Origin of the sequence: Roseateles aquatilis (genome assembly GCF_002205645.1) — a bacterium.
Taxonomy (GTDB): domain Bacteria; phylum Pseudomonadota; class Gammaproteobacteria; order Burkholderiales; family Burkholderiaceae_C; genus Roseateles; species Roseateles aquatilis.
In genome coordinates this window covers 47,677-59,077 of sequence record NZ_NIOF01000006.1, presented here as the reverse complement: position 1 = coordinate 59,077, position 11,401 = coordinate 47,677, and the positions used below count along the sequence as shown (strand labels likewise).

General features: G+C 70.0%; 11 protein-coding genes. 1 reads left to right on the top strand and 10 read right to left on the bottom strand.

Annotated elements, in window-relative coordinates:
* Positions 1-14: 14 nt before the first annotated feature.
* From CDN99_RS14615 to CDN99_RS14600, 4 genes are read right to left on the bottom strand one after another with little or no spacing between them, the layout of a single operon-like run.
* Complete coding sequence (locus tag CDN99_RS14615; RefSeq protein WP_088385604.1) at positions 15-1,127, bottom strand: TIGR03364 family FAD-dependent oxidoreductase; 1,113 nt, start codon at positions 1,125-1,127, stop codon at positions 15-17.
* Between the two features lie 37 nt (positions 1,128-1,164).
* A complete protein-coding gene (locus tag CDN99_RS14610; RefSeq protein WP_088385846.1) occupies positions 1,165-2,847 on the bottom strand; it encodes a putative 2-aminoethylphosphonate ABC transporter permease subunit in 1,683 nt (560 codons plus the stop codon).
* Positions 2,848-2,870: 23 nt separating this feature from the next.
* The gene (locus CDN99_RS14605) at positions 2,871-3,929 is read right to left on the bottom strand and encodes an ABC transporter ATP-binding protein (protein ID WP_088385603.1); all 1,059 of its coding nucleotides are present in this window, start codon (positions 3,927-3,929) and stop codon (positions 2,871-2,873) included.
* Between the two features lie 13 nt (positions 3,930-3,942).
* Positions 3,943-5,001, bottom strand: a complete 1,059-nt coding sequence (locus CDN99_RS14600; RefSeq protein ID WP_088385602.1) for a putative 2-aminoethylphosphonate ABC transporter substrate-binding protein — start codon at positions 4,999-5,001, stop codon at positions 3,943-3,945.
* Positions 5,002-5,220: 219 nt separating this feature from the next.
* Here CDN99_RS14600 and CDN99_RS14595 point away from each other — a divergent pair, with 219 nt between their 5' ends.
* Complete coding sequence (locus CDN99_RS14595) at positions 5,221-6,096, top strand: LysR substrate-binding domain-containing protein (RefSeq protein WP_088385601.1); 876 nt, start codon at positions 5,221-5,223, stop codon at positions 6,094-6,096.
* Here the strand turns inward: CDN99_RS14595 and CDN99_RS14590 are convergent.
* From CDN99_RS14590 to CDN99_RS14565, 6 genes are all read right to left on the bottom strand, one after another.
* Complete coding sequence (locus CDN99_RS14590; RefSeq protein WP_088385600.1) at positions 6,083-7,060, bottom strand: tripartite tricarboxylate transporter substrate binding protein; 978 nt, start codon at positions 7,058-7,060, stop codon at positions 6,083-6,085. The two genes, CDN99_RS14595 and CDN99_RS14590, sit on opposite strands and share 14 nt — an antisense overlap.
* A 45-nt stretch (positions 7,061-7,105) precedes the next feature.
* Entirely contained in the window at positions 7,106-8,050 is a 945-nt protein-coding gene (locus CDN99_RS14585; RefSeq protein ID WP_141100787.1) for a hypothetical protein, read from the bottom strand.
* 161 nt (positions 8,051-8,211) lie between these two features.
* Positions 8,212-8,982 carry a class II aldolase/adducin family protein gene (locus CDN99_RS14580; protein ID WP_088385598.1) on the bottom strand — a complete coding sequence of 257 codons (771 nt, stop codon included), beginning with the start codon at positions 8,980-8,982 and terminating at the stop codon, positions 8,212-8,214.
* Between the two features lie 218 nt (positions 8,983-9,200).
* A complete protein-coding gene (locus CDN99_RS14575; protein WP_088385597.1) occupies positions 9,201-10,394 on the bottom strand; it encodes an acyl-CoA dehydrogenase in 1,194 nt (397 codons plus the stop codon).
* Positions 10,395-10,487: 93 nt separating this feature from the next.
* Positions 10,488-10,949 carry a RidA family protein gene (locus CDN99_RS14570; RefSeq protein WP_088385845.1) on the bottom strand — a complete coding sequence of 154 codons (462 nt, stop codon included), beginning with the start codon at positions 10,947-10,949 and terminating at the stop codon, positions 10,488-10,490.
* 12 nt (positions 10,950-10,961) lie between these two features.
* Positions 10,962-11,396 (bottom strand): acyl-CoA thioesterase, encoded by a 435-nt coding sequence (locus tag CDN99_RS14565; protein ID WP_088385596.1) that lies wholly within the window; start codon positions 11,394-11,396, stop codon positions 10,962-10,964.
* Positions 11,397-11,401: the final 5 nt, after the last annotated feature.

The window sequence follows — 11,401 nt, the reverse complement described above, 5'->3', positions numbered from 1 at the left end:
CGATGGCTGGCTGGTCACCACCCCGCCAGCACCTCCTCCGCCAGCCCGAACGCGGTGCTGGCCCCGGTGCCGCTGGTGACCATCACCAGCCGCGTGCGCTCGTCCGGCGCCTCGACCAGACACGGCGCCGACGCGCTGACCGGATAGATCCCGGTCCAGCGCTCGACCACCTCCAGCGCCGGCAGATCCAGCTGACGCCGCAACTCGTCCAGGATCAGCCGGTCCACCGCGTCGCTCGCGAACGGCGGCAGCACCGGCCCGTAATGATGCGAATCGCCGACGACCAGCGTGCCATCGGCGCTCTGCACCGCAATCAGGTGGATGCCATGCGCGATGGCGTCGTGCCGCTCCTGCGACAGGCGACGCAGCAGCGGCCGCGCCTCGGGCAGCGCGGCGTAACCGTCGTAGCGGACCAGGCTCAGATCCGCCATCAGCGCCGCGTTCAGGCGGAAGCCGGACGGCGGCCGCACCCGCAGCATCTGGAGCTGGCACAACGTCAGCGCATGCGGCTGCCAGCGGTCGGCGAAAAGACCGTGCAGCTCTGCCCCGCCGCAGACGACGACACGCGCCGCGTGGTACGTCGCCCGGGCCGTGCGCACGCGCGGCGTCTCGACCTCCAGCACCGCCTCGCCGAAGCGGAAAGCCACGCCGTGTTGCTCGGCCAACCAGGCCGCGATGCGCGGGATCGCCTCGCGCGATTCGACACGCAGCTCGTGTGGGCTGTACAGGCCGCCGCGCAGTCCCTGGGCGCGCAAGCCGGGCTGGCGGCGATGGGCCTGAGCGGCATCCAGGCGCTCGCAGCCGTCGCCCATCTCGGTGGCGAGGAAGGCCTCCAGCAGCGCCTCCGACTCCTCGCAGCGCGCGGCCAGCAGCAGGCCGGCATGCTCGATGCGCAGGCCGGCCCGCGGCGCCAGCTCGGCCCACAGGTCACGCGAGCGCCGGGCGCGGCGCCAGTGGGCGCCGCGCTGCTGGCCCGTCACCGTGACGAAGCCGAAGTTGCGGATCGACGCGCCGATGCAGGCCGCGTCGCGCTCGACGACGACCACGCGCCAGCCGCGTTTCGCGCCGGCCCATGCATGGGCCAGGCCGACGATGCCGGCGCCGACCACCAGGAGATCACAGTCCATGGGATGTCGAAGGGGAGATATCGAAGGGTTGAGGAAGCTATCGCGCGCGCCAGCGCTGGGTGCGCTGCACCAGCACATGGCCGATCAGGCCGATGGCGCCGCGTCCCAACGCCGCCGTCGCGAACAGCAGCGTCGCCATCGCTGCGGCCGGCGCGGTGTCGCCGGCGTCGTCCATGGCCAGCACCGCGATCGCGGCCAGGGTCGTGTCCGGCGAATACAGGAACACCACCGCCGACACCGTCGTCAGCGCGCTGACGAAGAAATAGCCGGCGACCTGCACCAGCGTCGGCACCGCGATCGGGAGATGCACGCGCCACAGGTGGCGCCAGAACGGCAGGCCGAGCGAATCGGCGACGCGCTCGTACTCGGGGTCGAGCTGGCGCAGCGCGCCGAGCTGCGTCAGGTGCGCGACCGAGTAGTAGTGCGCCACCGTGCACAGCACCAGCAGGCCGAGCCCGCCGTACCAGCCGCGCAGCGGATTCCACGGCGCGTTGAAGAACAGGATGTAGCCCAGGCCCAGCGCCAGGCCCGGCACCGCCATCGGCAGCGTCGCCAGCGCGTTGAGCACGCCGCGCGCGGCGCCGAAACCGCGCGGCTTGTCGACCAGCCAGGCCAGCAGGAAGCTCAGGCCGGTGCCCGCCAGCGCCGTCCACATCGCCATGCGCAGCGAGTTGCCGTAGCTGGCCCAGCCGCCGCCGTCGCTCATGTCGAACTGGTAGTGGGACAGCGTCGGCGCCAGCTGATATGGCCAGTACTGCGCGAACGACGCATAGACCGCGATGCCGAAGACACCGACCAGCGCCGCCGCGACGATGGCGCAGTACGCCAGCGCGGCAACGTCGCGCGCGGTGCGCGGCACCGGCACGTGCGGCACCGCGCGCAGGCTCAGCACGGCGCGCTGGCGGGCCCGCAGGCGTTGTTCCAGCACGAAGGCAGCGAGCGCCGGCAGCAACAGCAACAGCGCGACGACGGCGCCGCGGTCCAGGCGCTGCTGGCCGACGACTTCCTTGTAGATGTCGGTCGCCAGCATCGCCGTCTGGCCGCCCACCACCTTGGGCACGCCGAAGTCCGTCAGCACCAGCACGAAGACGACCACCAGCGAGATCAGCAGCCCGTAGCGGCTGGCCGGCAGCGTCACCGTGCGGAACACCCGTCCGCCGCTGGCGCCCAGGCAGCGGGCAGCCTCGATCAACCGCGCGTCGCTGCTGGACAGCGTGGTGTGCAGGATCAGCATCGCGTGCGGGAAGGTCCACAGCACCGAGCCGGCCACGATGCCGGCCGGCCCGTAGATGCTGTCGATGCCCACGGCCCGCATCGCCGCCGTCAGCAGGCCCTGGTTGCCGAAGGCATAGACCAGCCCGATGGCGGCCAGCAGCGACGGCGCCAGCAGCGGCAGCAGGGCCAGCCCGCGCCACATGCCCTTGGCCGGCAGCGCGGTGTGCGTCAACGCCCAGGCGTAGCCATAGGCCAGCGCCACGCAGATCGCGGCCGACAGCGCCGACAGCGCCACGCTGTTGCCCATCGCGCGCCAGCGGCCGGCGGCGAAGTAGGCGCTGAAGTGCGTGGCGCCGACGAAGCGCCCCTGCCCGTCCAGCACGCTCTGCGCCAGCAGCGACACCAGCGGCAGCAGGATGATGACGGTCAGCGCCAGCAGCCCCGCGGCCAGCAGGCCGCGCAGCACCCAGGCCTCGACATCGCGGCCGCGACGCGGCGGCAGCATCGGCGCCTGATCGAGCACCAGGCTCACGCGGCCCTCCGCATCGACAGCGGCGCGTCGAAGAGCTGCACCGCGGCCGCCGGCAGGCGCAGGCCGCGGACCTCGCCCTCGGTCAGGCCCGCGGCCTCGCCGCTGGGCAGTTCCAGCGACAGCGTCGCGCCCAGCGCGTCGCAGCGCAACTGCACCTGCGTCACGGCGCCGTGGAACTGCAGCGCGTCGACGCGGGCGCGGATCATCGCGCCCTCCCCGTCCAGCAGCCGGATCGCCTCGGGGCGCACGCCCACGCGCACCACGCTGCCGGTCTTGTAGACGCGGGTGTCGGCATCGAGCATCGTGGTGCCCACCCGGACCCGGCCCTCGGCGATCACCTGCCCGTCCATCCAGTTCATGCGGCCGACGAAACCCGCCACCAGCGCATTGGCCGGCTGCTGGTAGAGCTGGCGCGGCGCGCCCTGCTGCGCGATCTGGCCCTTGGCCAGCAGCACGACGCGGTCGGACATCGCCAGCGCCTCGTCCTGGTCATGCGTGACCATCAGCGTGGTGATGCCCAGGCGCTGCTGCAGCGCGCGAATCTCGGCGCGCAGTTCCTGGCGCACCTGCGCGTCGAGCGCCGACAGCGGCTCGTCCAACAGGAGCAGCCTGGGCTTGGGCGCCAGCGCCCGGGCCAGCGCGACGCGCTGCTGCTGGCCGCCCGACAACTGCGCCGGAAACTTGCCGGCCTGGTCGAGCAGGCCGACCAGCGCGAGCATCTCGGCGGCGCGCTCGGCCGCTTCGCGGCGGGGCAGCGCGCTCAGGCCGTAGCAGACGTTCTGCAGCGCCGTCATGTTGGGGAACAACGCATAGGACTGGAACACCACGCCGAAGCGCCGCTGCGACGCGGGCCAGGCCGTGATGTCCTGGCCCTGCATCAGCACCTGCCCCAGGTCGGCCGACTCGATGCCGCAGACGATGCGCAGCAGCGTCGTCTTGCCGCAGCCCGACGGGCCCAGCAGCGACACGAACTCGCCCGGCCCCAGATCGAGGTCGATGCCTTGCAGCACCGTCTGCGGACCGAAGCGCTTGGTGATCTGGCGCAGATGCAGCATGGACGTCCGTCCCTTACTTCTTCTCGGCCTTGGCCTCGTAGCGGCGCGACCATTCGGCGAGGATGCGGTCGCGGTTGGCGGCGGCCCAGGTGAAGTCGTTCTTGGCCAGCAGCTTGTCGAGGTCGGACGGGACGAATTCGAGCTGCTCCTGCACCGACGGCAGCGCCAGCACGGCGAAGTTCTTGGCGTACAGCTCGTTGGCCTTGCGGGTCACGGACCAGTCGGCCAGCGCGCGGGCGGCCTCGGGCTTCTTCGTGTTCTTCATGATGGCGGTGGCCTCGACGTCCCAGCCCAGCCCTTCCTTGGGGAAGACGATGTCGATCGGCGCGCCTTCCTTCTTGGTCTTGTTGGCGCGGTACTCGAAGGACAGGCCGACCGGGAACTCGCCGGCGCCGGCCTGGCGGCAGGGCTTGGAGCCGCTGTGCGTGTAGACGCCCATGTTCTGGTGCAGCGCGTCCATGAAGGCCCAGCCCTTGGCCTCGCCCATCATCTGCAGCCAGGCGGAGACCATCAGGTAGCCGGTGCCGCTGGAGGCCGGATGCGGCATCGTCAGCAGGCCCTTGTAGACCGGCTGGGTGAGGTCGTTCCACGAGGTCGGCTTGGGCAGGCTGCGCTTGGCGGCCTCGGCGGTGTTGAAGCAGACGGCGGAGGACCACAGGTCCATGCCCACCCAGGTCGGCTGCGGCCGCGGATCGCGCATGTTGGCGCGGACCTGGTCGAGGCCCTTGGGCGCGTAGGCGGCCAGCATGCCTTCCTTGTCCAGCAGCATCAGCGAGGTGGCGGCCAAGCCCCAGACGACGTCGGCCTGCGGGTTGGCCTTCTCGGCCAGCAACCGGGCGGTGACGATGCCGGTGGACTCGCGCACGAACTTGAGCTCGATGCCGGGGTGGTCCTGCTCGAAGGCGGTCTTGTACGCCTTGATCTGGTCGGCCTCCAGGGCGCTGTAGACCAGCAGCTCGGTCTTGCCCTGGGCATGCGCCTCGGGGCTGGTCAGCGCCGTGACGACGGCCAGCGTCGCGAAGGCGGCGGTGTGGATCAGGGACTTGAAGGAGAGAAAGGACTTGAGACGCATGCGGCGCTCCATCGAGGGGTCTGCGGGAACGTGACCCGCCAGGCGCGGTCACGAGGAACTGCAATCGATGGGAGACACTGTAGGAATGGCATATGTCATCCACGCGTCAAAGACACAAAGTTCCCGAAAGCCGGTATTGGTGGATTTGGGTCCGCCGCGCCGGCCCGGCGCGCGGCGCGACGAGCGCCCCGACGCGCGCCAGCGGGCGGAGGCGTCGCCGTGCTGGTGAATCAGCTCAAAGCCTTCTTCGCCGTCGCGCGGCTGGGCTCGATCACGCTGGCGGCCAAGCAGCTGGGGCTGTCCCAGCCGACGGTGACGACGCAGATCCGGGCGCTGGAGGAGCAATACGGCGTGGAGCTGTTCCACCGCGGTGGCGGCCGGCTGACGCCGAGCGACGCCGGCCGCCGGCTGCTGCCGCAGGTCGATGCGTTGCTGCAGCAGGAGCTGGACGTCGAATTCGCGCTCAGGAACTCGGCCGAGCTGCAGGGCGGCACGTTGCGGCTGGGCGCGACGGCGCCGTACTACACGCTGACGCTGGTGCAACGTTTCCGGTCCCGGCATCCGCGGGTGGAGTTGAGCATCGCGGCCGGCAATTCGCGGCAGATGGTGGACGCGCTGCTGGCCTACCAGGTCGACCTGGCCACCTCCAGCCATCGCGAGGAGGACCCGCGCCTGCACCGCGTCGAGCTGGGCAGCGATCCGCTCGTGCTGCTGCTGCCGCGCGGGCATGCGCTGGCGCGGCGCCAGGCGGTGCCGCTGGGGACGCTCGCGCAGGAGACGTTGCTGGTGCGGGAGCGCGGCTCGATGACGCGCACGCTGAGCGAGCAGGCGCTGGACGCGGCGGGCGTGCGGCCCCGATCGCAGATGGAGATCGCCAGCCGCGAGGCGCTGCGCGAGGCGGTGGTGCGCGGGCTCGGCGTCAGCGTCTTCGCCGCGCACGAGACCGGCAGGCATCCCGACCTCGTCGCCCTGCCCTTCGAGCAGGACATGCCGCTGGTGCGGGAGTACCTCTATTGCCTGCAGGAGCGCAAGGCGGCGCGGTTGATCGAGGCGATGCTGGGATGCGTGGGGGAGGAGCGCCTCAATCCGCCGTGATCCCGCGCTCCTTCACCAGCCGGGCCCACTGCGGCAACTCCTTCTCCAGACGGGCGCGCGCCTGGGCCGGCGTGGACGGCGTCGCGTCGAAGCCCTCCTTGGCCATGCGCTCCTTCACGGCCTGGGCCGCGAGCGTCGCGTTGAGCGTGGCGTTGAGCTTGTCGATGACGGGCTTGGGCGTCCCCGCCGGCGCGAAGACCATGAACCAGGTCTCGAACGAATAACCCGGCAGCCCCGCCTCGGCGATGGTCGGCACGCTGGGCATCAGCGCCGAGCGCTTCGCTCCGGTCACGCCCAGCGCGCGCAGCTTGCCCGCCTGCACATGCCCTTGCGCCGCCGACAGCACCGGGAAGGCCATCTCGACCTGGCCGCCGATGGTGTCGCTCAGCGCCGGACCGCCGCCGCGATAGGGGATGTGGACGATGCTGATGCCCGCGACCGCCTTGAACAGCTCGGCCGACATGTGGAAGGTGCTGCCGGTGCCCGCCGACGCATAGGACAGCTTGCCGGGCCGGCTCTTCGCCAGCGCGATCAGTTCCTTGACGCTCCTTGCCGGCACCTGCTCGTTGACGACCAGCACGTGCTGCGAGCTCGCGACCATGCCGATCGGCGCCAGGTCCTTCAGCGTGTCGTAGGGCATCCGGGGCGTCAGCGCCGGATTGATCGCCAGGGACACGGTCTGCAGTCCGACCGTGTAGCCGTCGCCAGCGGACTTGGCCACCTCGGCCACGCCGAGATTGCCGCCCGCGCCGGCCTTGTTCTCCACGACCAGCGGCTTGCCCAGCGCCTTGCCCCACTCGTCGGAGATCAGGCGCGCGGCGATGTCCGCGCTGCCGCCCGGCGCATACGGAACGATCAGGCGCACGGGGCGGTCCGGGTAGGACTGCGCGAGGGCTGGCATGGCCGCCGACAGCGTGGTCATCGCCACGGCGGCGCAGGCGCCGAAGAGGGATCTGCGATTCATCTTGTCTCCAGTGAAGCCCCGATCGTTCGCCGGGGTCGCCGGATGCTAGGCGCGAGACCATCGTCCGGAATGTCGGTCCGGATCATTCTTTCGTTCCTGGAGGTTAAGGATCGACGAGGCCGCGTGTTTCGCCCGCTCCTGCGCGAAGAACGCGCGGATCTCGGGCTCCTTCATCGACTCGTAGAACTTGATCGAGTGGACGATCTTCTTGCCACGCGCCAGCAGGTTGCGCGGCGAGTCCGGCAATCCGCGCCACCGCACGCCCATCGGCAGGTCGCCGGTGACGAAGTCCTCCAGCATGTAGCCGTGCCGCACCGTCAGCAGGCTGAAGATGTGGTCCTCGCTGAGGCCGCTGTCATGGAACTCGTCGACGTTCAGATCGCCGGCGGCGTGCATCGCCCGCAGCGCCTCCACCCGCAGATAGATCGCCGCGCCCAGGATGTGCTCGCCGGGCTCGTAGCCGAGCGCGCTCGCGGCGCTCAGCCAGGCCTTCAGCCGACGCCGCCGGGAGAAGCGGCGCAGCCCATGCCAGCCGGTCTCGTGCCGGAGCATGTCGGCCACGACCCCGAAATCCCGCCTGCCGCCGTCGTAGCCCACCCGGTACGGACCGAGCATGCCCGCCTTGGGCTTGCCGGCGAAGAGCGCGAGCGCGTCTTCCTCCGGCGCCGGACCGGTGATCAACGCATCGGTGTCGATGCGCAGCAGCACGTCGAAGTCGTAGTGCGCGAGCGCGTACTGATACGCCCGCGCCAGGCTGCACAGCAACCCGCCGCGGATGCCGGGATACCCCGCCGAGGGCAGCCGGATCACGCGCGGGTCGCAGGTCTCCAGGAAATGCCGGGTCTCGAGCAGCTTGCTGTCGTCCACCGCCAGCACGATCAGCGACGACGTGCAGTAGGTGAAGAGGCTCTGGATCGTTTCCGCCCCGTCGTTGTCGGGGCCCACCGGCAGGACGACCATCAATCGGCAGTGGGGCTTGTCCGCATCCATCGTTCATCTCCCCGGCAGGGCGCCGGAAGCCGCCCGACGCAGATCGGGTCGCCGGATGATGAGGGAGGCATGCCCGCGCATCTACCCCGGGAAAACGGGGCATCGCGCGGCCGTTCCCGCGTGTACCGGGCGCGCCGCTTGCCCGCCGCGCGCCGGCCAGTTCAGGCGTCGAAGCCCGGACACTGCCGCCGCGCCTGCCGCAACAGCGCCGGCCACACGAAGGCGCCTCCCAGCCCCCCGGTCTGCACGCGCATCGATTCCGCGGTGCCCCGGATGATGGCGTCGTCGACGGGCGTCAGCTCGGCCCCGCCCGCCTGCGCGGCGATCTGGATCTGGCAGGCGCTCTCGAAGGTGTACATGGCCAGGAAGGCATCGGCGATGGTCTTGCCGACGGTCAGCAACCCATGGTTGCGCAGGCAATAGAAGACCTTGTCGCCCAGGTCGTTCTGCAGCCGAGGCTGCTCGTCGGGACGGATCGCGACGCCCTCGTAGTCGTGGTACGCCAGCGACGCCAGCACGAAGGTCGACTGCTGCGAGATCGGCAGCACCCCGCCCTTCTGCGCCGACACCGCGACGCCCGCCCGCGTATGCGTGTGCAGCACGCAACCCACGTCCGGCCGCGCCGCGTGGATCGCCGAATGGATGATGAAACCGGCCTGGTTGACCGGGAACGGCGTGTCCTGCAGCTTGTTGCCCTGCGCGTCGACCTTGATCAGGCTGGACGCGGTGATCTCGTCGAACATCAACCCATAGGGATTGATCAGGAACTCGTGGCTGTCGCCGGGCAATCGCGCGCTGATGTGGGTGAAGATCAGGTCGCTCCAGCCGTAACGCGCCACCAGCCGGTAGCAGGCGGCCAGGTCCACGCGGAGTTGCCACTCGGCCTCGCTGACGTGGCCTTTGAGAGAGGGAATCTGAGCGGTGATGTCCATGCGAGCGTCTCCTGTCGCGCCGGGCCGTCGAGCGGCCCGGTCGTCGCGAATCGTGCGCTTGGACCTCGATCCAGGTTGTCGCGTTCAGGACAACGGGGCCATGGCCCCGTTGCATCCCCTCCAACCTCAGGCCGGCCTTTCGACAACGATCGTTCGAGTGCCTCGTTCGCGGCTCTGAAGATGACATCGCGGTTGGGCCCCATGGGCGCCCTCCCCCGTCAAAACGCCGCGATCCCCGTCTGCGCCCGTCCCAGGATCAGCGCATGGATGTCATGCGTGCCCTCGTAGGTGTTGACCACCTCCAGGTTGACCAGATGGCGCGCGATGCCGAACTCGTCGCTGATGCCGTTGCCGCCCAGCATGTCCCGCGCGGTGCGCGCGATGTCCAGCGACTTGCCGCAGCTGTTGCGCTTCATGATCGAGGTGATCTCCACCGCCGCCGTGCCCTCGTCCTTCATGCGGCCCAGGCGCAGGCAGCCTTGCAGGCCCAGCACGATCTCGGTCTGCATGTCGGCCAGCTTCTTCTGTACCAGCTGGTTGGCCGCCAGCGGCTTGCCGAATTGCTTGCGGTCCATCGTGTACTGGCGCGCGGTGTGCCAGCAGAATTCGGCCGCGCCCAGCGCCCCCCAGGCGATGCCGTAGCGGGCGCTGTTCAGGCACGTGAACGGGCCCTTCAGGCCGCGCACGTCGGGGAAGGCGTTCTCCTCGGGGCAGAAGACCTCGTCCATGACGATCTCGCCGGTGATGGACGCGCGCAGCCCCACCTTGCCATGGATCGCCGGCGCGCTCAGGCCCTTCCAGCCCTTCTCCAGCACGAAGCCGCGGATCTGGCCGCCGTCGTCCTTGGCCCAGACGACGAAGACATCGGCAATCGGGCTGTTGGTGATCCACATCTTGCTGCCGGTCAACGCATAGCCGCCGTCGACCTTGCGCGCCCGCGTCACCATCGAGCCGGGGTCGGAGCCGTGGTCGGGCTCGGTCAGGCCGAAGCAGCCGATCCACTCGCCGCTGGCCAGCTTGGGCAGGTACTTGCGCTTGGTCGCCTCGTTGCCGAATTCGTTGATCGGCACCATCACCAGCGAGCTCTGCACGCTCATCATCGAGCGATACCCGCTGTCGACGCGCTCCACCTCGCGGGCGACCAGTCCGTAGCAGACGTAGTTGAGGCCGGCGCCGCCGTATTCCTCCGGGATGGTCGGACCGAGCAGCCCCAGCTCGCCCATCTCGCGGAAGATGGCCACGTCGGTCTGTTCATGCCGGAAGGCCTCCAGCACGCGCGGCGCCAGGCGGTCCTGGCAATAGGCCCGCGCGGCGTCGCGCACGGCCCGTTCGTCGTCGGTCAGCTGTTGGTCCAGCAGCAGCGGATCGTCCCAGTGGAAAGCGGCCTTGGCGGCCTTGGAAGCGTGGCTCATGGTGTCTCTCTCTGTCGTCTCTCTGTGCGTCGGTGGATCGCGCGCCGGGCCCGCGGGGGCGCCGGCACGCGTCGTCATGGGGCCATCCTAGTCTCAGGCAGGCACCACGGCGGTCACCTCGATTTCAAGCTTCGCACGGTCCTCGATCAGACCGGCGACCTGAACGGCGCTCATGGCGATGCCGTACTCGCTGCCCAGCACCTCGCGGTACGCCTGCCCGACCTCGCGGCCGCGGGCGATGTATTCGCGCTTGTCGATCAGGTACCAGGTCATCCGGACAATATGCCCCGGCTCCGCCCCCGCCTCGGCCAGGACGGCCTTGATGTTGATCAATGCCTGGCGAGTTTGCTGGATGAAGTCGTCGCTCTCGAATTCGCATCGACCGTTCCAGCCGATCTGGCCGGCCACGAACACCTGCCGGCCGACGGCGCTCACGCCGTTGGCATAGCCGCGCGGCGCGGTCCAGCCCTCGGGCTGCAGGATGCGCTTGTCGATCGAGGTCGGGGGCGGGGTCGGGGTCGGGGTCGGGGTCGGGGTCTGTTGCTTGTCGTTCATCGTCATACTCCTCTACTGCTCGGACGATCGTTGTTGCTGGACGGCCCGCACCAGCGCGGCGCGGACGTCCTCGGGAAAGGCTTGCGCCAGGTGCGTGTCCAGCGAGGTGCACACCAGCACCTGGCCGAAGCTCACGCGCGTGCCGTCGGGACCGTCGAAGGCGACCCGCAGCGTGACCGAGCTGCGGCCGACGCGCTCGATCCACAACCGCTGCGTCAACCGGTCGCCCAGGCGGCTGATGCGCTCGAAGCTGGTCTGCAGCTGCACCGTCGGCAACCCGACGCGGCGCGGCCCCAGCAACGCCGCGTACGAAACGTCGAGCCCCTCGTTGAACCAGTCCTCGACGAAGGCGTTCAGCAGCTCGTAGTACCGCGGAAAGAAGACGATGCCGGCGGGATCGCAGTGGCCGAAGCGGACCAGCGTCTCGCGTTCGAAGGCAGCGTTCATGTCGT